General features: G+C 59.9%; 19 protein-coding genes. 13 read left to right on the top strand and 6 right to left on the bottom strand.

Annotated features, from left to right (window positions below; all coding sequences use genetic code 11):
- Positions 1–8: 8 nt before the first annotated feature.
- The gene (locus ACMGFM_RS07665; RefSeq protein ID WP_436901873.1) at positions 9–1,421 is read right to left on the bottom strand and encodes an amidohydrolase family protein; all 1,413 of its coding nucleotides are present in this window, start codon (positions 1,419–1,421) and stop codon (positions 9–11) included.
- Positions 1,422–1,628: 207 nt separating this feature from the next.
- Between ACMGFM_RS07665 and ACMGFM_RS07660 the strand changes: the two genes are divergently transcribed.
- From ACMGFM_RS07660 to uraH, 5 genes are all read left to right on the top strand, one after another.
- Entirely contained in the window at positions 1,629–2,216 is a 588-nt protein-coding gene (locus tag ACMGFM_RS07660; RefSeq protein WP_436901872.1) for a nucleotidyltransferase family protein, read from the top strand.
- A 38-nt stretch (positions 2,217–2,254) separates the two neighbouring features.
- Entirely contained in the window at positions 2,255–3,634 is a 1,380-nt protein-coding gene (locus ACMGFM_RS07655) for a dihydroorotase (RefSeq protein WP_436901871.1), read from the top strand.
- 42 nt (positions 3,635–3,676) lie between these two features.
- On the top strand, positions 3,677–4,180 hold the full coding sequence (uraD, locus tag ACMGFM_RS07650) for a 2-oxo-4-hydroxy-4-carboxy-5-ureidoimidazoline decarboxylase (RefSeq protein WP_436901870.1): 504 nt from the start codon (positions 3,677–3,679) through the stop codon (positions 4,178–4,180).
- A 125-nt stretch (positions 4,181–4,305) separates the two neighbouring features.
- The gene (gene pucL, locus ACMGFM_RS07645) at positions 4,306–5,286 is read left to right on the top strand and encodes a factor-independent urate hydroxylase (RefSeq protein ID WP_436901869.1); all 981 of its coding nucleotides are present in this window, start codon (positions 4,306–4,308) and stop codon (positions 5,284–5,286) included.
- A complete protein-coding gene (gene uraH / locus ACMGFM_RS07640) occupies positions 5,283–5,633 on the top strand; it encodes a hydroxyisourate hydrolase (RefSeq protein ID WP_436901868.1) in 351 nt (116 codons plus the stop codon). The genes pucL and uraH overlap by 4 nt, the downstream gene beginning before the upstream one ends.
- 61 nt (positions 5,634–5,694) lie before the next feature.
- Here the strand turns inward: uraH and ACMGFM_RS07635 are convergent, their stop codons facing one another.
- Positions 5,695–6,756 (bottom strand): BMP family ABC transporter substrate-binding protein, encoded by a 1,062-nt coding sequence (locus tag ACMGFM_RS07635; RefSeq protein WP_436901867.1) that lies wholly within the window; start codon positions 6,754–6,756, stop codon positions 5,695–5,697.
- Positions 6,757–7,138: 382 nt separating this feature from the next.
- Between ACMGFM_RS07635 and ACMGFM_RS07630 the strand changes: the two genes are divergently transcribed.
- Genes ACMGFM_RS07630 through ACMGFM_RS07615 form a run of 4 tightly spaced genes read left to right on the top strand, consistent with a single transcriptional unit; the run spans position 7,139 to position 12,260 of the window.
- A complete protein-coding gene (locus ACMGFM_RS07630) occupies positions 7,139–8,788 on the top strand; it encodes an ABC transporter ATP-binding protein (RefSeq protein ID WP_436901866.1) in 1,650 nt (549 codons plus the stop codon).
- Positions 8,785–9,885 carry an ABC transporter permease gene (locus ACMGFM_RS07625; RefSeq protein ID WP_436901865.1) on the top strand — a complete coding sequence of 367 codons (1,101 nt, stop codon included), beginning with the start codon at positions 8,785–8,787 and terminating at the stop codon, positions 9,883–9,885. Before ACMGFM_RS07630 ends, ACMGFM_RS07625 begins: the two co-directional genes overlap by 4 nt.
- Positions 9,885–10,877 (top strand): ABC transporter permease, encoded by a 993-nt coding sequence (locus tag ACMGFM_RS07620; protein ID WP_436901864.1) that lies wholly within the window; start codon positions 9,885–9,887, stop codon positions 10,875–10,877. Before ACMGFM_RS07625 ends, ACMGFM_RS07620 begins: the two co-directional genes overlap by 1 nt.
- 48 nt (positions 10,878–10,925) lie before the next feature.
- Entirely contained in the window at positions 10,926–12,260 is a 1,335-nt protein-coding gene (locus ACMGFM_RS07615) for a 5'-deoxyadenosine deaminase (RefSeq protein WP_436901863.1), read from the top strand.
- 195 nt (positions 12,261–12,455) lie between these two features.
- On the opposite strand, the gene ACMGFM_RS07610 is transcribed toward ACMGFM_RS07615, so the two are convergent.
- Complete coding sequence (locus tag ACMGFM_RS07610; protein ID WP_436901862.1) at positions 12,456–13,451, bottom strand: NAD(P)/FAD-dependent oxidoreductase; 996 nt, start codon at positions 13,449–13,451, stop codon at positions 12,456–12,458.
- Positions 13,452–13,622: 171 nt separating this feature from the next.
- Positions 13,623–14,534, bottom strand: coding sequence for a serine/threonine-protein kinase RIO2 (locus tag ACMGFM_RS07605; RefSeq protein WP_436901861.1), 912 nt, complete (start codon positions 14,532–14,534; stop codon positions 13,623–13,625).
- A gap of 379 nt (positions 14,535–14,913) precedes the next feature.
- On the opposite strand from ACMGFM_RS07605, the gene nrdR reads away from it, so the two are divergent.
- The 3 genes from nrdR to ACMGFM_RS07590 all read left to right on the top strand — a co-directional run bounded on the left by nrdR (position 14,914) and on the right by ACMGFM_RS07590 (position 18,237).
- Positions 14,914–15,402, top strand: a complete 489-nt coding sequence (gene nrdR, locus ACMGFM_RS07600) for a transcriptional regulator NrdR (RefSeq protein WP_436902210.1) — start codon at positions 14,914–14,916, stop codon at positions 15,400–15,402.
- Positions 15,403–15,535: 133 nt separating this feature from the next.
- The gene (locus ACMGFM_RS07595) at positions 15,536–16,540 is read left to right on the top strand and encodes a ribonucleotide-diphosphate reductase subunit beta (RefSeq protein WP_436901860.1); all 1,005 of its coding nucleotides are present in this window, start codon (positions 15,536–15,538) and stop codon (positions 16,538–16,540) included.
- Between the two features lie 2 nt (positions 16,541–16,542).
- A complete protein-coding gene (locus tag ACMGFM_RS07590; RefSeq protein ID WP_436901859.1) occupies positions 16,543–18,237 on the top strand; it encodes a ribonucleoside-diphosphate reductase subunit alpha in 1,695 nt (564 codons plus the stop codon).
- Positions 18,238–18,481: 244 nt separating this feature from the next.
- Here the strand turns inward: ACMGFM_RS07590 and ACMGFM_RS07585 are convergent, their stop codons facing one another.
- Positions 18,482–18,757 carry a hypothetical protein gene (locus ACMGFM_RS07585; RefSeq protein WP_436901858.1) on the bottom strand — a complete coding sequence of 92 codons (276 nt, stop codon included), beginning with the start codon at positions 18,755–18,757 and terminating at the stop codon, positions 18,482–18,484.
- 139 nt (positions 18,758–18,896) lie between these two features.
- Here ACMGFM_RS07585 and ACMGFM_RS07580 point away from each other — a divergent pair, with 139 nt between their 5' ends.
- Positions 18,897–20,981, top strand: coding sequence for a histidine kinase N-terminal 7TM domain-containing protein (locus tag ACMGFM_RS07580; RefSeq protein ID WP_436901857.1), 2,085 nt, complete (start codon positions 18,897–18,899; stop codon positions 20,979–20,981).
- Here the strand turns inward: ACMGFM_RS07580 and pan2 are convergent.
- Positions 20,978–22,198 carry a proteasome-activating nucleotidase Pan2 gene (gene pan2, locus ACMGFM_RS07575; RefSeq protein ID WP_436901856.1) on the bottom strand — a complete coding sequence of 407 codons (1,221 nt, stop codon included), beginning with the start codon at positions 22,196–22,198 and terminating at the stop codon, positions 20,978–20,980. The genes ACMGFM_RS07580 and pan2 overlap by 4 nt on opposite strands.
- Positions 22,199–22,234 lie beyond the last annotated feature (36 nt).

The following is a 22,234-nucleotide window of genomic DNA, read 5'->3' as shown; positions in this document are numbered from 1 at the left end:
TCGGCGTTTTACCGCTGGATTCCGACGCGCTCGACCAGGCCTGTGGCCGTCTCTGCTGCTTCAGTGAGCAACTCGCCTGTGTCGCCAAGCGTTTGCACTGACCGGTCATCCAGCAGTACGTCTCCCGCACAGAGCACCGTCTCGATTTCCGTCCCCTGTGCGCCGGTGACCAGGGCGTGCACCGGGTCCGGGGCCGGAGTGAGGTGTGGTTTGTTCGTATCGAGTACAGCGATGTCGGCCTGTTTCCCGACTTCGAGCGAGCCAAGTTCCGCTTCGCGGCCGATGGCCCGGGCGCCGTCGATGGTGAGCATGTCGAGCGCCCTCTGTGTGTCGAGGACGCCCGGGTCGCGATGGAAGCCTTTGTGTGCCGCTGACGCTGCCCGCACGTCACTGAGCGGGTTGACCGTGTCGTTCAGGTTGGCGTTGTCTGTCCCCAACCCGACCGTGACGCCGTTTTCGAGCATCCTGACGACCGGCGCGAACCCGGTTGCCAGCCGCATATTCGCGAAGAAGTTGTGTGCAACTTTCGTGTCTGTCGCCGCGAGTCGTCGCACGTCGCCGGCGTCAATCTGGACGCAATGGCCAAGCAGCGTCCGCTCGCCGAGATACCCGACGTTGCGCAGGTACTCGATACTCGACAGCGCAACCTCCTGCTCCTGTGCTTCGGCCTCGGACATGTGTGCGGTGGTCATCACGTCGTACTCCTCGGCGAGTCGATAGGCTCCCTGAAAGCCCTCGGCCGAGGTCGTTTCGAGGACGATTGGCGAGGGCCAGATTGACTGGCGGCCGTCGGCGCTGCCGTGGCGGGCCTCGATGAGCCGTTCCGTCTCACTCAGCGCCGTCTCGGTGTCGATGGTGAGACGGTCGACGTGGGCGTGGTCGACGCTCGGGTCGCGGGCCTGAATATCGCTGAGTAGCTTCGCGAACGCTTCGTCTGGCGAGACGTCGGCGAAGCCAGCGCCGTAGACGTTCCTGACGCCGGCGCGGTCGTAGACATCGAGTTTCGCTTCGATTTCTGCCCAGTCCTCCCAGAGCACTTCGGTGTCGGCTTCGACGAACGTCGTCACGCCTGCCCGGATAGCCTCCGTGCAGTACAGCCGTGCCGCGACGGCGTGTTCGTCGGGCGTCATCGCGACAGAACTCGGTCGTTTGATGTTGTATAGCCAGTCGTAGAGGCCACGGTCTGGGTCGAAGGCCCCGCGCAGGAGAATGTCGGAGACGTGAACGTGAGCGTCGATGAGTCCGGGGATAATCATCCCGCCCTCGGCGTCGACAACCCGGTCAGGGTCAGCCTCGATACTATTTGCTGGCCCAACGGCAGCGATGGTGTCCTCTCTGACCAGCACCGCCCCGTCGGATATCACCTCTCGGCCCTCGTTCTGTGTGACTACTGTGCCGTTCGTGAGTAGCGTCTCCGTCATTACTGCACCACCCAGTCGCGTCGGACCGGCGGTGACGGGCTGTCTGTGGCTTCGGTCGGTTGCATGCCCGCGGATTCCCCCGCCAGTTGCTAAACAGTTGCGGGTAGTTCCACCCACCAGCAGATTTACCGGCCCGCTGGCCATCTGTTGGGCTGTGTTCCCCAACTCTCTGCACCGCTTGCGGCCGACTCGGCCGGTGAGTGAACGATGACGGTTGGGGCTGTGCTGCTGGCCGCCGGACGGAGCGAGCGCTTCGGTGGCTCGAACAAACTGCTGGCGGAGCTCGCGGGACGGCCACTCCTCAGCCACGCCGCACAGACGGTGCTCGACGCTGATCTTGCGGGGAGGGTTGCGGTTCTCGGCCACGAGGCTGATGCCGTCCGGGCGGCCCTTCCCGATGGCTTCGACACCCGGCGCAACGACCGCTTCAGCGAGGGTCAGCATACCTCCGTCCGAGCAGGTGTCAGGGCCGCACGCGAGGCCGGGTGGGACGGCGCCGTCTTCGTCCTCGGTGATATGCCACTCGTCGACTCCTCGACCATCGACGCGCTGGTCACAGCCTTTCAGGAGAATCGCGGGACAATCGTGGTCCCGACCGTCGACGGGCGGCGTGGGAACCCAGTGCTGTTCGGTGCGGAACACTTCGATGACCTCGCCGCTGTGACGGGTGACAAGGGTGGCCGGGAACTCGTCGAAACCCATCCCGATGTCGCCCGTGTCGCTGTCGCTGATTCGGGAATCCACCGCGATATCGACACGCCGGCGGACCTGGAATCGGTTCGCGAGGAGTACTGACCGGCAGCTATAATCGGGACGGCAGTGTAGCAGGGGCCATGTCAGTCGAGACAGTCATTGCTGGCGGGACGCTCGTCACCGCCACTGCGACGGTCGAGGCTGCCGTCGCTATCGATGATGGCAGTATCGTCGGCGTGGGCAGCGAGCACTCCCTTCCCGACGCAGAGAACCGAATCGACGCAACAGGACAACTGGTGCTGCCGGGCGTCGTCGACCCGCACGTCCACGCCGACGACCACGTTTCGATTGATAGCTACCAGACAGCAACGAGCGCGGCCGCCCTTGGCGGCGTCACGACGGTTATCGACTTTGGCTGGCAAGCCTACGACGGACCAGAGAGTCCGTGGGACGACCCCGCACCGCTTGCCAAGGGGGTCGACGAAAAGCGCGCAAACGCCGAGGAAGCACTGGTCGACTTCGGCCTGCACGGCGGAATCCTCCGCGAAGGCGAGGACCTCTTCGCGGAGATTCCCGACCTCATCGAGGCAGGCATCACGTCGTTCAAGATGTACACGGCCTACGAGTTTGGCGTCTCGAACGGCTACCTGCGGCGCGTGTTCGACACGCTCGCGGACCACGGTGCGGTCGGCGTTGTCCACACAGAAGACGACGCTGTCTGTCAGTCGTTAAGTGCCGAACTGCAGGACGCGGGCGCGGACGACCCCGAATCGTATCCCCAGTCCAGACCGCCCTATACCGAGGCGATGGCGGCCGACGACGCGGCCCGGATAGCTCGCGAAACGGGTGGGAAGTACTACGGCTTTCACACCTCCTGTCGGGCCGCTGGCGAGGTGTTCGACCAGTTCCAGGAGGATGGCTCACAGATCCGTGCGGAGACGTGTACCCATTACACCGCCCTCGATGACTCAATTCACGCTGACCGTGGCACTCTCGCCAAGATTGCGCCACCGATTCGGTCGCCAGACGACGTCGAAGCGATGTTCGAGTATCTCGAACGCGGTGTGTTGAGCGTCGTCTCGACTGACCACGTCGCCCAACTACGCGCGAGCAAGGAAGACCGGCCGTGGTGGGAGGGGCCGTACGGAGCCAACAGTATTCAGGTGAGTTTGCCGGTGTTTCACGACGAGGCAGTGAACGAACGCGGCTTCTCGTACCCGTTTCTCGTCCGGATCATGTGCGCAAATCCGGCGGCCACCTTCGGCCTTCCGAACAAGGGGACGCTCGACCCCGGCACCGACGCCGACATCGTGCTGTTCGACCCCGAGAAGACCCAGACGATTACGGCCGAGGACAACGCCTCGAAGGCAGATTACTCGCTGTACGAGGGCCGAACCGTGACTGGTGCAGTAACGAAGACGCTCGTCCGTGGAACGGTGGTCGCCGAAGACGGCGACATCGTGGCAGAACCCGGGCACGGCCGGTTTATCGAGCGGGAGATTCCGAACTGGGACGCCTGACTGACGCGACATTTTAAGTTATGCCGCCGAGGAATCCAACCGATGACCGTGGATACGCTTGCGGAACTCAATAGCGTAGACGAACAGACCTTCGTGGACGAACTGGGCGGGATTTACGAGCATTCGCCGTGGGTTGCCGAGCAGGTTGTGAGCGAACGACCATTCGACTCCATCGAGGCGCTTCGAGACGCGATGCGAGCGGCAGTCGACACGGCCTCTGAGGAGCGGAAACTCGAACTGTTGCGCGCCCACCCCGACCTCGGCGACCAGACTGGCGTCACCGACGCCTCCAAATCCGAGCAGGCGTCGGCCGGTCTCGATAGCCTCTCACCGGAGCTGTACGAGGCCTTCGAGCGACTGAACGACCGCTATCGCGAGCAGTTCGGCTTTCCGTTCATCATGGCTGTCAAGGACGAATCGCCCGACGCGATCAAGGACGCGATGGAGCGCCGCGTCGAGCACGCAGAATCCGAGGAGTTCCAGATTGCGCTCTCGGAAGTGCATACGATTGCCCGCTTCCGTCTCGAAGACCGGTTCGACTCCTGAGTCGCTCGGTCCCGAATCCGTCAGCCTCGAATACCGTGATTGTGCTGTCTTTGGGCTGTGTTCGTGTCTTTTATTGAGCGGATACGAGGATTTTTGTATGCTGCTCTGAACAGTATTGCTAGACGATGACGATTAACCAGAAGCGTTCAGCGCGTAGCGACAGCGATTCCGAGGAGCGAACGATGAACTACGGCAAAGAGAAAGTGGCCGTCTACCGGACCTACGCCACGCCCCTAGAGGGCATCGAGCCGATTCCCGAATCGACCTTCACCGGTCGCGATAACACGCTGTTCGGCCTCGACGTCCGCGTTCAGGTCGAAGGTGAGGAGTTCCTGCCCTCGTTCAGCGAGGGTGACAACAGCATGGTCGTCGCGACGGACTCGATGAAAAACTTCGTCCTGCACCAGGCTGGCGAGTTCGACGGGTCGACGCTTGAAGCGTTCCTGGAGTTTGTCGGTACCAAATTTCTGGAGACCTACGACCAGATGGAAGCAATCCAGATGTCCGCCGACGAAATTCCGTTCGAGGAGCGACAGGTTCCAGCCGAGGACGGCTTCGAGGCCAGTGACCTGGTCTTCCGACAGTCCAACGACGAGTCTGCCTTCGGCGAACTCTATCTCACGCGCGGCGAGAACGGCCCGACCATCGAGGAACAGATCAGCGGCGTGACCGACATCGAACTGGTCAAAGTCGAAGGCAGTTCCTTCGAGAACTACGTTCAGGACGAATACACGACGCTGCCGGAGCGCGAGGACCGCGCGCTGCACATCACGCTCGACATCTTCTGGACGTACGACGACCCAGCGCACGCGCTCGGTGACGACCCCGGGGCCTACGTCCCGGCCGAGCAGGTTCGTGACATTGCCCACGTCGTCTTCGATGAAGTCGACTCGAACTCGATTCAGGACCTGATTTACCAGATTGGACTGCGGATTCTGGAGCGGTATCCAGGGCTCGAATCTGTCAGTTTCGAGGCGAACAACCGAACCTGGATTCAGGAGCGTGCCGACCTCGACGGCGAGGGGATGGTGCTGATGGAGCCACCGCGGCCGACTGGATTCCAGCAGTTTTCGATGGACCACACCGACCTGGAGGACGACGAATGAGCGGGGACCTGACGACACACGTCCTCGACACGGGGCGGGAGGGGCCAGCCCCCGGCGTCGAGGTAACCCTCCAGCGACTCGAGGACGACGGCACCACTGAAACAATTGCGCAAGGGACGACCAACCACGACGGCCGACTCGAGGAGCCACTGCTCACTGCCGAGGAGATGGCTGCCGGCACCTACCAGCTCACCTTCGACGTGGGCAGTTACTACGAGTCGGTCGACTCAGAGTCGTCGTTTCTCGACACTGTCCCGGTTCGGTTCGTGATTGCCGACCCGGACGAGCACTACCACGTCCCACTGTTGCTCTCTCCGGGTGGCTACACCACCTACCGTGGCAGTTGAGACTTGTACGGCCGCTCCGTACGCTCGCTCTCGGTAAAAAGCGTGGAGTGTCGTCTCCGAGTTACGGCACTTCGCCCTCGACGTTCTCCACGTAACTGCCCATCTCTTGGAAGAGGAACTCGTCGCTTTCACCCTCGAACTTCGAGCCAGCCCACACGTCGAGATTGTCGTTGATAATCTCTTCGCGGGAGGCATTGACCTCATCTTTGACATCCTGGGGCACCTCTGGTCCCCAGTCGTCGATGTCACAGATGCCCGAGTCCATACCTTCCCAGTAGGCGTCAGCTTCCCACTCGCCGTCTCTGACTGCTTCGATTGTCGGGCCGTAGAACTCCTCCCAGTGCCAGATTGGCGACGTGAGGTAGTTGTCGCCGGCCTGTTCCTGCATCGGCGCGTCGTAGCCTGTCGCCCAGATGTCCGCGTTGGCCGCCTCGGTGAGCGCTGCCGGGGAGTCCTGGTGCTGTGCCATCACGTCGACATTTTCGTCGAGCAGCGCACCGGCGGCCTCACTCTCACTTGGCGGGTCGAACCAGCTGTTCGTCCAGCGCACCTTCGTCGTGACGCTGTCGTTGACTGACGCCGCACCGAGGGTGTAGGCGTTGATTCCCCGGACAACCTCTGCAATCGGGAACGCGGCCACGTAGCCCAGCGTGTCTGTCTCGGTGAGCATCCCGGCGGCCTGGCCGGCGAGATACCGTGCCTCGTAGATCCGACCCATGTACCGACCCATGTTCTCCTTGGTCGTGTATCCCGTGTTGTGCTCGAAGTACACGTCCGGATACTCCTCAGCGACGGTTGCCATCGGGTCCTGATAGCCGAACGTACAGCCGAAGATGATGTCGACGCCGCTGTTGGCGTACTGCCGGAACACCTGTTCGGACTCTTCTGGGGCGACAGCCTCTGTATACTGCGTATCCAGCCAGTCGTTCTCGTCAGCGACAGCCTTGCGGCCCTCGTTGTGCGCCCACGACCAGCCGAGGTCGCCGATTTCTGAGTTGTAGACCCACGCTGCGCTGACCTCCGCGTCACTCGAACTGACGCTCTCGCTACAGCCAGCGAGGCCCAGTGCGGCCGCCGAGCCGATTCCTGCGATTGCCTCACGTCGTGAAACTTGCCTTGTCATGGTTTGTGTCCTCTGTTATGGTCCGTTTCTACCCGAACCGATAGCGCTCCATTAGCTAGTTTTGTCTATAGGTTATAAATCTGCGCATGAATGGCAGTATTGCGATTTCTCTGGAAGAATCTAAAGATATTGTTCGATATTTGTTCTTTTACAACTATTTTGTGTCTACACGGTTGGTCTTGGGCATAATTCCTCACAGCTGTTCAGTACTCGCCAAATCGAACCGTGACAACCATGCTTGGCCCAGCGCGCGCACGAGCTCGCCAGCGGCCGAATCACACTGTAGCGAACATTTCCCGCAGAGAGCCACACAAATGCCCATCCTCAGCAGTAGAAAAATTTATGTCCCGGCATTCTCGATTGTACCCTGTGAGAACCCATCATGCCTGAGTCTGCCTTTTTAGAGATGCAGAACATTCTGAAAGAATTCCCGGGTGTGGTTGCAAACGACCACGTCGATTTGCGGGTCGAACGCGGTGAAATTCACGGGTTGCTCGGTGAGAACGGGGCGGGCAAGAGCACGCTGATGAAGATTCTGTACGGGTTATATTCACAGGATGACGGGGATATCTATCTTGACGGCAAGCGACTCCAACTCGACTCTCCGCAGGACGCCATCGACGCTGGGATTGGAATGGTCCACCAGCACTTCCAGTTGATTCCGCGACTGAGCGTCGCCCAGAACGTGGTGCTCGGCGAGCGCGAACCAGCGACGATGTTCCGGAGTGACGGCGAGGGCCGACTCCCCGAAGCGGTCCGCTCGAACGGGTTCGTCCAGGCGCTCGCACGACGATTCTCGCTCGGAATCGACGTCCCGACACAGCGAATCGATGACCTGGCCGACCAGTACGGCTTTGATATCGACGCCACTGCGAACATCTGGGAACTCGACGTTGGCCAACAACAGCGTGTCGAGATTCTCAAAGCACTCTATCGTGACGTCGACCTGCTCATTCTCGACGAACCGACTGCTGTCCTTACGCCGACAGAGGCCGAACGACTGTTCGACTCTCTGGAGCGACTTACCGAGGAAGGCATGGCAATCATCTTTATCACACACAAACTCAACGAGGTGCAGGCTGTCGTCGACCGGGTGACAATTCTTCGTGAGGGGAAAAACGTCGGCACAGCGACTGTCTCTGAGGTAACGCAGGCTGACCTGGCCGAGATGATGGTCGGCCGTGAAGTCCTGTTTCAGGTCGAGAAAGACGGAATCGAACTGGGTGAGCCGGTGTTACAACTCCAGAACGTTCACGCTGACAACGACCGCGGGATTGAATCGTTGTCAGGAATCGACCTCACGGTCCGGGCAGGAGAGGTGGTCGGAATCGCTGGCGTGAGCGGGAACGGACAGACAGAACTCGCCGAGCTGGCTGCGGGACTCCGCGGGCTCACTGCCGGGAGCATCACCGTTGGCGGGACTGACCTCACTGGTGCAAAACCCAAACACTTCGTCAACAACGACGTTTCGTTCGTTCCCGAGGACCGTCTTCGATACGGCTGTGCAGAAGACCTCTCGGTGATGCACAATGCGGCGATGAAAGAGTTTACCGACGAGCGCTTTGGCGGCCGAACGGGACTGGATTACGGCGAACTGGCAGCCTACGCAGAAGACTTGGTCGACGAGTTCGACATTCGCGGGGTCAGCGATGTCACCGAAACGAAGGCAGGTGACCTCTCTGGGGGGAATCTCCAGAAGCTGATCCTCGCGCGGGAACTCGCCAGAGACCCAGACCTACTCGTTGCGAACCAGCCAACGAGAGGTGTCGATGTCGGTGCCATCGAGTTCATCAGAGAGACACTGCTCGAACAGCGCAAAGACGGGACGGGAATTGTTCTGCTCTCAGAGGACCTCGATGAAATCACTGACCTGAGCGACCGGATTCTCGTCATCTACGAAGGCGAGTTCGTCTACGAGACGACTGCCGAGGAGGCCGACCGCGACCGAATCGGACTGGAGATGACTGGCGGCGGAGCCGAAGCCTCGCCGGCGTCGCCACAACCTGTCGCGTCAGATGGTGAGGGCCGATGAACGTCGAAATTGACCTGACTGCACGGGAGCGAGTTCCGCGCTGGCTCAACTACGCAACACCAGTGCTCACGGTGCTTGCGGCACTGGCTGTCAGCGCAGTTGTCCTGCTCGTCATCGACGTGAATCCAATCGCGGCGTACCGGTTGATGCTCATTGAGACGCCAACAACAGAGTTGGGGATGGCGGATACACTGATCACAACTGTCCCGCTGGTCCTCGCTGGTCTCGCTGTCTACCTGCCGCTGAAAGCCGGACTGTTCAACATTGGCGCTGAAGGGCAACTTGTCATCGGTGCGCTCGCGGGGTCGTGGGTCGGGCTGAACGTCTCCCTGCCGGGCGTCGCGCTCGTCCCGCTCATGCTTCTCGCCGCGGGGATTGCTGGCGGTGCGCTGGCTGCAATTCCCGCCTGGCTCCGCGCGAAGTACGATGTGAACGAGATCATTACCTCGCTGCTGCTATCGTTCGTTGCGCTGCAGATTCTCAGTTACATGGTTCGCGGGCCGATGCGAGGCTCTTCGGGGAACTTCCCACAGACCGACCGGTTTTCGGCGGCTGCCACTATCCCGGAACTGTACATGCGCGTCCACCTCGGTCTCGTCATCGCGCTGCTTATCGTCGTCTTCACGTATCTCCTGATGACCCGGACGCGACTTGGATTCGAGATTTCCTTCGTCGGCTCGAACGACGAGGCTGCTGTGCAGGCCGGCATGAGTCGGTACAAGGTGTATCTGCTCGTGTTTATCCTCGGCGGTGCGTTTGCTGGCATCGGCGGCATTAGCGAAATATCGGGCGTACAGGGCCGACTTCGTGCTGGCTTCGAGCCGGGATACGGGTTTACAGCAATTCCAATCGCGTTGCTCGGCCGCAACAGCGCTATCAAAGTGTTACTCGCGAGCCTGTTTTTCGCGCTGCTGTTCACTGGCGGGACGAACATGGAGATTTTCCTCGGTATCCCGGCTGCGCTGGTCGAGGTCATTCAGGCGCTAATTATCCTCTTTTTGATTACTGGTGAGTTTTTCAAGCGGTACCGAATCGACCTCAACGTCGAGCGCGACCCAGCGCCGAGTCCGAGCGAGACGGCCGGAGGTGACGCCTGATGACGGGTTTTCTTGCAGGGCTTCTCAACGCGACTGTTTCGGCTGCAACCGTGTTCATCCTCGCCGGACTTGGCGAACTCATCAGCGAGCGCGCTGGTGTGCTCAACCTGGGCGTCGAGGGGATGATGCTCTCTGGTGCACTGGGCGGGTTCATCGTGACGGTTGTCACCGGGAGCACCTGGCTCGGCCTGCTCGCCGGAATCGTCGCCGGGATGGCGCTCGCGTCGATTCACGCCTTCCTCTGCATTAGCCTGAAGGCAAACCAGGTGATCAGCGGCGTCATGCTCACCCTGCTTGGGACTGGGCTGACGACCTTCTACGGGTCTCGGTGGGTCGAGAACAGCATCGATGGCTTCTCCGAGGTGTCGATTCCGCTGGTTGGCCAGTATCTCGTCGACATTCCGGTCATCGGTGTGGCGCTGTTCAGAAACACGCCGACCGACTACATCGCGCTGGCACTCGTCCCGATTACGTGGTATTTCCTCAATTACTCGAATATCGGGCTCGAACTCATCTCGGTTGGTGAAGACCCCGAAATGGCCGACACGATGGGTGTTGCGGTGTTCAAACTCCGCTACCTGGCGGTGATCATCGGCGGCGGCTTCGCGGGTGCGGCCGGCGCTCACCTCTCGCTTGCGTTCTCGCAACTGTGGGTGCCCGGGATGACTGCCGGTCGGGGGTGGATTGCCGTTGCGCTCGTCATCTTCGCGCAGTGGACGCCCAGCCGGATGCTCGTTGGGGCCTATCTGTTCGGGATGCTCGACGCGCTCCAGTTGCGCTCACAGGCGCTGTCGTTTTCTGTGGGCTCGGAAACACCACTTGCTGGTCTCATCAACGCGACCATTGATTTCCTCATGAATGGGCAGATAATGGCAACCTATCCGTATCTGGCGACGATTCTCGTCCTTTCGTATGCTGTCATCAGGACGAAAAACGACCGGCTGGCTGTGCCGTCTGCACTGTTAGAGTCCTACAGCCGCGAAACTGACTAACCGTCCCTTCGAAGGGTTTATGCCCCTTGTTCGGGAATTACGGTCGGAATGAGAATAAGCGGGACAATCATTACAGATTCATCTACGGTCATTGACGACGGGACGGTCGTTGTCGATGGATCAGAAATCGCGGCCGTCGGAGACCGTGAGCGCCTCGCACAACAGTATCCCGACCACCGCGAACAATCCTGTGACCTCGTTGTCCCCGGGATGGTCGGCGGACACATTCACTCGGTCCAGAGTCTTGGCCGGGGTATCTCTGACGATAGTGAACTGCTCGACTGGTTGTTCGATTACATCCTGCCGATGGAGGCCACCCTGACCGCCGACGAGATGGAAATCGCCGCGAAACTTGGCTATCTCGAACTCATCGAGTCCGGTACGACGACGGCTATCGACCACCTCTCGGTCGCACACGCCGACCGCGCGTTCGAGGCAGCCGGCGAGATGGGTATCCGTGGACTGCTCGGGAAGGTGCTGATGGACCAGCGTTCACCCGAGGGCCTGCGTGAGGACACCGACGAGGCGCTGGCGGATACTGAACGACTCATCCAGAACTATCACGGCAGTTTCGACGACCGGGTTCGTTACGCTGTCACTCCACGGTTCGCAGTCTCCTGCACCGAAGACTGCCTGCGTGGCTGTCGAGAACTGGCTGACAAATACGACGGCGTCCGAATCCACACCCACGCTAGCGAGAACCAGGGGGAAATCGAGACGGTCGAATCTGATACGGGGATGCGAAATATCCAGTGGCTGGACGAAGTTGGCCTGACTGGCGAGGATGTTGTCCTCGCACACTGTGTCTGGACCGACGACGACGAGCGAGAACTGTTAGCCGAGACTGGCACGCACGTCACCCACTGCCCCTCGTCGAACATGAAACTCGCCAGCGGCATCGCACCCGTCGTCGACTACCTCGACCGCGGCATCAACGTCGCGTTGGGCAATGACGGCCCGCCCTGTAACAATACACTGGACCCGTTCACGGAGATGAAACAGGCCAGCACGCTCCAGAAGGTCGACCAACTCGACCCGACGGCAACGCCGGCAGAGACAATCTTCGAGATGGCGACAATCAACGGGGCCAAGGCGGCCGGCTTCGACCGTCTCGGTAAACTGAAAGAAGGCTGGCGCGCAGACATTGTTGGCCTCTCGACTGACACCACGCGGGCGACGCCGCTGTATGACCCACTCTCTCACCTCGTGTTCGCCGCCCGCGGTGAGGATGTGACGTTTACGATGGTCGACGGCGAGGCGCTCGTCGAAGATGGCGAGGTTACTGTTGCGGACGCAGACGCGATTCGCGAAGAAGCCACAGCGGTCGCGGAATCGCTGGACATCGAAGCAGCACGCCAGAACGCTCAGCAGTTCAAGCCCTAATTTTCGACGCTGTGCCACGGAACTCGTGGCCTGGACGTTCAGTAGCAGCGCTGTCTTGCGGTTTTTCCGGAACTGGTCATGCCAGCCGGCAGTCGAAACGAAGCGCAGTGCTCGCAATTCTATATCGCGTTATGTGGTTTATTGACGGCAGACGAACCACCGGCCTAAGAATGCAAACAGAACAGAAAAGCAGCCTCAGTCGTCGTCAGCGGCCGCTCGCGGGGTCTGCTCGGATTCGAGTTCGTCCAGTGATTTCGGGAACTCTCGCATCTCCATATGTAGCGAGATGCCGGCTTTTGCGCCCTTGCCCATCGCAATCGGGATCTGGTTGCCGCCGGGAGTGATGTCGCCGACTGCGTAGACGCCGTCGACGCTGGTCTTGCCGTCCTCGTCAACCGCAATGGTGCCGTCGTCGTTCACCGCACAGCCCAGTGCCTCGGCGAGGTCGTTGTTGTAGTTCGAGCCATACATCGCAAAGCCGCCCTTGTACTCGCGGACCGACCCATCCTCGAACTCGAAGCCACCGAGCCAGCCGTCGTCTTCTTTGAACATGCTGTCGATCTCGGTGTCGATCAGGTCGATTGGGTGTGCTCGAACGAGTTCGTCCGTTTCGTCGCTCCATTGTGGCTCTTCTCCCCGGAGTAGGAGGTCGACATCGTCGGTGAAATTCAGCAAAATCATCGCGACGTGGGCAGCACCCTCGTCGTGACCCATCACGTAGACCGACTCGTCGCGGAACATGTAGCCGTCACAGTGCAGGCAGTAGTGCAGGCCTTTGCCGGTGCGTGGCAGCGGCGGGTCCGGTCGGCCGTCGCTAAAGCCAGTCGAGAAGACGACGGATTCGGTCAGGAACTGCTCGCCACTGGCCGTTTCGACCTCGAATCTGACGCCGTCTTCGTCGCTATGGGTAACGTCGGTGACGAAATCCTGGTACAGGTCGGTGCCGTAGTGGTCGAGTTGGTCCTTCGCCGTCGAGAGGAACTCGTTGCCCGACGTTTCTTCTGGGACACCGATGACGTTGTGGGTATCAACCATCATCGCGGCACGACCGCCGCCCCGGTCGATCAGGGCGGTATCGTGGTTCAGCCGGGTGGTGTACAATGCCGTCGTCAGTCCGCCAGGACCACCCCCGACGACCACAACTTCGTATGTATCTGATACTTCTGACTCGTCTGCCGTCTCCGAACTCATTACACGTCAATTGGGGTTCCGGCCTTAAGACTCCTACAACTGCTGTGCGAGCAGAACGCACGCGCGTTCGGCAATTAAACCACGATACAGGCCAATTCTATATATCGGTATTGGGTTTATTAGAACGGCATAGGACGACGTTACCAACCGACAATTCCAGTTAGAGACGTCCTACGCGTCAAGAAATTGGGTGATACTCTCGAACTCGTCGTCGGCGACGGCTGCGGCCAGTCCATCGATGTCTGCCTCACCGACTTGACTGGGATATTTCCGCTGGAAATACCCCAGTGTGTTCTCGACATCGCGTCGAAGCAACTCGTCGCTGTTCTCGTGTTCCGTCGGGACAGCCTGGGGCCAATCGAAAATCGTCACGCCGTCCTCGGCAATGAAGATGTTGTACTCACTCATATCGGCGTGAACGTAGCCCTCGCGGTAGGCTGTCGTCATTTCGTCGAAAATCAGGTCGACGACTGGCCGGACCTGCTCGGGTTCCAGTTTCGAGCGCGCGAGTTCGACGCCGTCGATACGCTCCATAATGATTGCGTGGCGGCTGTGGCCCATCGGCTGGGGGACTGATACCGTCGGATACAGTGCTTCGAGGGTTTCGTACTCCTGTTCGGCGGCTTTTCGGGCGGTGTACATCCACGAGACGTGCTCGTGGTCGGCGGTGTACTCCCGCTCTTTGTTGACTTCACGGAATTCAGTGTAGCCCTCGCGGTGGAACTTCAGCGCGAGTGGCTTGTACGAGCGCACCTCGTACACGTCGCTTTCCTTGCCAACGCCGAGCGGTGCGCCGACGCCTTCGATAGTCTCCCGCTCGGCAAAGGTGTGCAGCGCCAGCGCGTCGTACCCCTCGAACGTCAGGCGAAAGCCTTCGTACTGGATGGTCTTGCGCTCGATCAGGTCGCGTCGCTCACAGCGGTCCAGCCGATACTCCACCTCTTCGTCGGTGAGGCGAGCGTACTCCGGAATTTTCGGCCGGGCGACCCACTCGGAAAAGCGCATCCCCTGTTCGAGGCCGGACAGCAGATAGAAATCCTCATCTTCGAGATCCGCCATCTCTGACGCCACGTTTTCGACCATTACTGGCCGCTAGACGCCGGATTCGTATAAGAGCAGCGCGTTCCCACGGCTGTCGCAGTAAACCGTATATCGCTATATCAAAATCGGCGGACAGGTCCCAGCCAGAAGCCCAGCATAGACTGCGTGTTGTTGTAGAAGAGCAAGTCCCCAGTGTCCACGAAACCCTACAACGTCATCTGAGAAGGGCTATCCCGTGTGCTGAGTGGCTCTCTGCTTTTCCCGGCGGGCCCTCTCACGCTGGCTAATACAAATTCAATTGTTCTATCTCAATTGAATTGGGAAGGTTTTATGTGGGTGCCGTAGACACTAGATGTTGCGGTTGAACGCAATTACCCCCACATGTGGGGTTAAGACGCTGGAGGGACAAACAGTGACAACTATGAACTGCCCGGACTGCGGGAACGAGCGCACAGGCGTCATCGATACCGAGACCAGTGCTGACGGAACGTCGGTTCGACGTCGCCGTGAGTGTCAACGCTGTTCATTCCGGTTTACCACCTACGAACGTCCGGAGTGGGACTCCCTCCAGGTGAAGAAACGCGACGGAACCATCGAGCCCTTCGACCGTGGGAAACTTCGCGCGGGGATCGAGCGTGCCGTAGAGAAGCGTGACGTGACCGAGCGAACGGTGACGGACCTCGTCGAAGAGGTCGAGAGCGCGCTGCAGGACCGGGACGCGCGGATCGTCTCGTCGAGTCTCATCGGCGAACTCGTCTCTGAGCGGTTGCAGCAGGTCGACAAGGTGGCCTACATCCGATTCGTCTCAGTCTACAAGGCGTTTTCTGAACCTGAAGAGTTTCTCAGCGAACTCGATGCGGTCCTCGACGCGGAAGTCGATGACTTCGAAGCCTCGAACAACTCACTATGACACAAATATACGCAAATCAAGCGAATGTTCGGTCAATTCTTGACCGGGCGAGCATGGACCACGTCCAGACGTACAGAGAACGACGGAAACAGAAACCAACCAACAGAGGACGATCCCTTCGGAGTACGTGCCAATGACTGAAAACAAAACTACAGGCGGGGAGACCAACATCTTCTCTGAACGAACGCAGCTCAAACCGTACGAGTACCCCGACATCCTCGAGTACAAAGACGCGATACGGAACAGCTACTGGGTTCACACGGAGTTCAATTTCTCGGGAGACGTGCAGGACTTCAAGGTCAACACGACTCCGGCCGAAAAGACCGTAATCAAGCGAACGATGTTGGCCATCGCGCAGATCGAGGTCCAGGTCAAGACTTTCTGGGCAGAAATCTACGATGAGATGCCCAAAGCAGAGGTCGGGAGCGTCGGCATGACCTTTGCCGAGAGCGAGGTCAGACACATGGACGCGTACAGCCACCTCCTCGACATCCTGGGAATCACGGAGGGCTTCGAGGAGGTGACCGACGTCCCCGCAATCGAGGAGCGGATCGACTACCTCGACGAGTATCTCGAGAAGAGCGAGAGCGACGACACACAGGAGTACGTGATGAGTCTCCTCCTGTTCTCCACGTTCGTCGAGCACGTCTCGCTGTTCTCGCAGTTCCTCATCATGACGAGCTTCGACAAACACGAAAAGAAGTTCAAGGGGATCGCGAACGCCGTCGAAGCGACCAGCAAGGAGGAGCAGATTCACGGACTGTTCGGTGTCGAACTCGTGGAGACGATTCGCGAGGAGAATCCCCACCTCTTCGACGAGGATTTCGAAGAAGAGGTCCAAGCGGCCTGTCAGCAGGCGTTCGAGGCAGAGATGAAGATATTGGACTGGATCTTCGGTGAGGGCGAACTGGAGTTCCTTCCCCGGGCGCACGTCGATGCGTTCCTGCGGGACCGGTTCAACCAGAGCCTCGAGAACGTCGGTGTCGAGCCGATGTTCGACCCGGACGATGACCTGCTCGAGGAGACACGGTGGTTCGACGAGGACATCATGATGACGAAGGATAACGACTTCTTCAGCAAGCGGTCGACCACGTACAACAAACACGCACAGAGCGTCACCGCGGAGGACATGTTCTAACGATGGCACAAACAGAACCAGCACTTGACGAGGTCAACCAGCAGCATGAGGAACCGTTCTACTGGCTGAACGAGGACAGCCGGGCGTTCCTCGACGAGGGGTACCTGATTGAGGGCGTCACGGCCGAGGAGCGTGTCAGGGAAATCGCGGAACGGGCTGAGGAGATCCTGGAGGACGACGGCTTCGCGGACAAGTTCTACGACTACATGAGTCGGGGCTTCTACAGCCTCGCGAGTCCGGTGTGGTCGAACTTCGGTCTGGACCGAGGCCTGCCCATCAGCTGCTTCGGTAGCTACATGGAAGACAACATGGAGAGCATCCTCTACACGCAGGCCGAAGTGGGCGAGATGACCAAGCTGGGCGGCGGGACCAGCGGGTACTTCGGCGAGATCCGGCCCCGAGGCAGCCCGATCACGAACAACGGCAAGAGCAACGGGAGCTACAGCTTCACCGAGCTGTTCGACACGATCATCAACGTCGTGAGCCAGGGTGAGACGCGGCGCGGCCAGTTCGCGGGGTACATAGACGTTGAACACGACGACCTGGACGAGTGGCTCAACATCAAGACCGAGGGCGACCCCGTACAGGACATCTACTACGGCGTCATCATCGGTGACGACTGGTTCCGGGCGATGGTTGACGGCGACGAGGAGAAGCGAGAGACGTGGGCAGAACTCATTGAGGCGCGGATCAACAGCGGTGTCCCGTACATAATCTTCCGGGATAACATGAACGAAGGGAAGCCACAGGTCTACAAGGACAAGGGCTACGAAATCAATGCCTCCAACCTGTGTACCGAGATTGCACTGCCAGCCACGCCAACTGAGAGTTTCGTCTGTTGTCTCTCATCGATGAACGCGCTCCACTTTGACGAGTGGAGGGGTACCGACGCAGTGGAAACGCTGACGCGGTTCCTTGACGCCGTCATGGAGGAGTTTATTCAAGAGGCGGAGGGGACGCAGTTCATGGATCGCCCGGTGCGGTTTGCGAAACGGCACAGGGCGATCGGCATCGGCGTCCTCGGCTGGCACAGCTACCTCCAGAGCGAGATGATTCCGTTCGACAGCATGGAGGCGATGGAGAAAAACGAGGCAATCTTCCGCACCATCAAGGAGCGAAGTTACGAGGAGAGTCGTCGACTCGCCGACGAGTTCGGCGAGCCTGAGGTACTCGAGGGCTACGGTCGCCGGAACGCGACGACGATGAGCGTGGCCCCGACGAAATCCAGCAGTGTCATCCTGGGGCAGGTCAGTCCGAGCATCGAACCGCTGAAATCGAACTATTTCGTCCGCGACGGTGCGAAGCTGAAATCGACGCAGAAGAACCGGTTCCTCGAGGCGATACTGAAACAGCGAGGCAGAGACGAGCGCGAGGTCTGGGACAGCATCGCACAGAACGACGGGAGCGTGCAACATCTCGACTGTCTAACCGACGAGGAGAAGGAGGTGTTCAAGACCTTCGCCGAGATCCCACAGATGGCGATCATCAACCAGGCAGCGCAGCGGCAGAAACACATCGATCAGGCACAGAGCCTGAACGTCTCGATCGATCCGAGCGAAGTGAGCGTCAAGGAGATCAACCAGCTCTACATTGAGGCGTGGAAGAAAGGGGTGAAGAGTCTCTACTACCAACACAGCGTGAACGCCGCACAGAAGTTCAGCCGAGACATCCTCGAATGCAAGGCCTGTGAGAGTTGATCTCCCATCGGCCGGTATTATCGAGTGGTCCATGCAAACTACGCCACCCTACCCCTCGGCTATGTGTGCCTCGGTCCGTGACGGCTTCGGCGAGGAGGTGCTTGCGTTGATCACCGACGCTGTCGAGTTGGAGAAAATCTACGCCTACGAGGCCTGTCCTGCGGACATCCTCGGCACGAGTGCCGGGCAGTCTCGACTGGTAACAGACGAGTGCCGTCTCAACCTGAGCAGCGGTCTGGGGGTCCTACTCGCTGAAATACTCCGCAATCGACTCAAGTTCTCCCTTCCGGAACGGTTGTCCGGTCTCGTCAGCGTCGTCATCATCACGTGCACCAATCTCGAAGAGAATGCCTGCTCGCATCTGTGGCTTTGGCGGCAAGGAGTCGTGGTCGATACGATAGCCGACGCTGTCGCAGATTGCCGCGAGGTCTTCTTTCGTGAACGCGGCTGAAATCTCGCGCTCGAACCGACCTGCCGCTACTCTGATCTCGTTTCTGAGGTCGTCGACGGTTTTTGCCATATACACGCATCTGGAGGGAGCGACTGTGTCAGTTCTGGTGAGAGCCGTTCAGCAATACCCGTACGTTGTGCCACCTGCAAGTCCACTCGGCTCCGTTTGGGCGGTACAATTATCACGGAGAGGCCGAATACAGGTGATAATGGGCTGGTTGGGACTGGAATGGTTGGTAGCAACCGGTCCATTTCAAGACCAGTTTTCGCTGTGGTTGTCGGTAACGTTGGTCGTGGTCGGCGTGCTCAACGGCGGCGTGGGCACACTCATTCTTCGTACGCGCTCGAATCAGACCGCGATGCCGGTCTTCATCTCACTCTCTGGCATTGCAGTCTGGACGGTTTCACAGGGGCTCCTTCTCGCCGCCTCGACCAACACTCTGGCATACATCTTCACGACGACGATGCACGTCGGGGCGATGGTGGGGGTCACCGGCGCGCTTCACTTCTCGCTGTCGTACGCCAGCCGAAACGACTGGCTACGACTTCGCCGTCTGGGTGTCATCTACGGAGTCTCTGGGCTGTGGATACTGCTGTTCGTGACGAACCCACTCCACGAACTGCTGTATGTCCCCTCCAGCCACGCCGGTGCGATTGTTCCGATCCGCGACGCCCTCAAACCGCTGTATTTTCTCTACCTGCTCAACAGCTATGCACTGACAAGCGGCGCGATGGCGCTGATGGGAATCGAGTACTGGAACGCAGAGCGTGGCAGCGTCTACTCGAAGCAGGCCGGACTCATCGTCTTTGCCCTGTTCATCCCGTTCTTCCCGAACATGCTGGCGTACTCCGGCGTCACGGACCTCAACTACTCACACTGGGCCTTTGGTGCGACGGGACTGTTGATTGCGACTTCACTGTACCGATACCAGTGGCTCGATCTGGTTCCTGTTGGTAGGGGACAGGTCATCGAACAGATTCGGGACGGCTACCTTGTTATCGACAGTCAGAGACGGGTTGTCGACTCGAATCCCTCCGCACGAGCATTTCTCGACGTCGACGAGGTAGTTGGTTCCTCCGTCGCAGACGTGTTCCCTGATTGCCTCCCCTTGCTCAGCGGCGAGGAAACCGAACTGCAACTGACGCTCGGTTCGGCCGTCGTCACTGTTTCGCGCTCGCCAATCACGACCGACAGCGGTGAAGGCCACCTCCTCTTGCTCCGGGACGTGACTGAACAGCGCCGCACCGAGCGCCGGTTCCGGGCGCTGATCGAGAACATCTCGGATGTCATCACAGTCGTCGACTACGACGGGACGGTGACCTACGAGAGTCCCTCTATCGAGACTGTCCTCGGGTACGAGCGCGGCGAACTGCTCGACACGCAGACCCTCGACCGCGTCCACCCCGAGGACCGCGAGGACGCCAGCGAACGGCTCGCCAACCTCGCTGCCAATCCTGGCCAACGAGAGCGTTTCGAGTACCGGGTTCGTCACGCAGACGGATCGTGGCGGACACTCGAAGGCGTCGCGACAAACCCGGAAGACGATGACCTCATCGACGGAATAATTCTCGTTTCCCGAGACGTGACTGACCGACGACAGCGTGAGCGGGAACTCGAACAGAGCAACGAAAGACTCGAACAGTTCGCTGGCGTCGTCTCTCACGACCTGCGAAACCCACTCAACGTTATCGCCGGCCGTGCTGAACTCGCCATGGAAACCGACGACGAGGAGCACATCGAACAGATTACCACCGCCGCTGACCGCATGGAAACGATCATCGAGGACCTGCTCGTCCTCTCTCGGAGCGGCCAAACTGTCGACGACCCCAGCCGTGTGTCACTGGCGGCAGTGGCCGCTGAAAGCTGGGAGACTGTCCAGGCGACAAACGCGACGCTCGAACAGACAATTCCTGAGGATGTTCACGTCGAAGCTGACCGCGACCGCCTACTGAACGTCTTCGAGAACCTCTATCGCAACAGCCTCGAACACGGCCGCCCAGCGGACGGAGACGGACACCTTACCATCCGTGTCGGGCTGCTCGCCGACGACGGCACAGAGTTCTACGTCGAAGACGACGGCCAGGGAATCCCGGCCGAGGAGCGCGACCAGGTCTTCAATCACGGCTACAGCACACACGACAGCGGCACCGGATTTGGACTCTCTATCGTACAGGATATCCTCACGGCTCACGGCTGGGATGTGACGGTGACAGACAGCACTGAGGGTGGGGCGCGGTTCGAGATTACGACCGACCCGCCAGAAGCGGAGCTCCCGCCGACGAAAAGCAGTTAGGCGAACGCAATCGGCGTGCCCGCAGAGTCGTCTTCCTCTTTGACTTTCTCCAGGGCGTTCTCGAAGTCCTCGATGTGGATCTCTGCTCGCTCTTCACGGATGGCGAACATGCCGGCTTCGGTCGCCAGCGAAGCGAGTTCTGCGCCCGAGAAGCCTTCGGTGTCGTCAGCCAGCAGCGAGAGGTCGACGTCGTCGGCGAGGTTCATTCCCTGCGTGTGGATTTCGAGAATCTTTACGCGGCCCTCGACGTTCGGCTCTGGCACCTCGATGAGGCGGTCGAACCGACCGGGACGGAGAATCGCGCGGTCGAGCATGTCGAAGCGGTTCGTGGCGGCGATGATACGAATCTCGCCGCGGTCGTCGAAGCCGTCCATCTCCGAGAGCAGTTGCATCATCGTCCGCTGGACCTCGGCGTCGCCGGAGGTCTTCGATTCGGTCCGCTTCGAGGCGATGGCGTCAATCTCGTCGATGAAGATGACCGCAGGTTCGTTCTCGCTGGCGAGCTCGAACAGGTCCCGGACGAGTCGCGCGCCCTCGCCGATGAACTTCTGGACGAGTTCGGAGCCAGCCATCTTGATGAATGTGGCGTCGGTTTCGTTTGCGACAGCCTTGGCGAGCATCGTCTTCCCTGTTCCCGGTGGGCCGTGAAGCAAGACGCCCGATGGTGGCTCGATGCCGACTTCGCGGAACTGGTCGGCGTTGATGAGTGGCTGCTCGACGGCTTCGCGAACCTCCTGAATCTGTGTTTCGAGGCCACCGATGTCGTCGTAGGTCACGTCGGGGCTGCCGTCGACCTGCATCGCCTGTGCGCGAGCGTCAGTCTCGGGTTCGAGGACGCTCTGGACCGCGAAGGAATCGTTGATTGCGACGCGGTCACCGGCTTCCAGTTCCTGACGGATGCCCGGCGAGACTTCAGTCAGAACCTCCTGGTTGTTACCGTGCTGTTTGACGACAACACCGTCGTCGAGCATCTCCTCTGCGGTTGCGATGTACAGCGAGGAGGATTTCAGGGTATCATTCTCCCGTTCGAGACGGTCGACTTTCCCCGTGAGGTTCTCCCGGCGGCTGTTTGCCTGGTCGAGCTGTGTTTCGAGTTGGTTGTTGACTTCGAGGACATCTTCGAGGTGATCTCGGAGCGCTTCGAGTCGCTCGTCCGGCGACATGTCTGGGTCGAGGTCCAGACGAGGGCGCTCAGGAAGTGACGGACTGCGAGACATTTGGGTATCTCGAAGTTAGACGGCGGTAAATATAGG

It is taken from the genome of Halovenus halobia (assembly GCF_051414135.1).
GTDB classification, from domain to species: domain Archaea; phylum Halobacteriota; class Halobacteria; order Halobacteriales; family Haloarculaceae; genus Halovenus; species Halovenus halobia.
The sequence above is the reverse complement of the archived record's forward strand: the minus strand, read 5'-3'. Positions and strand labels throughout refer to the sequence as shown.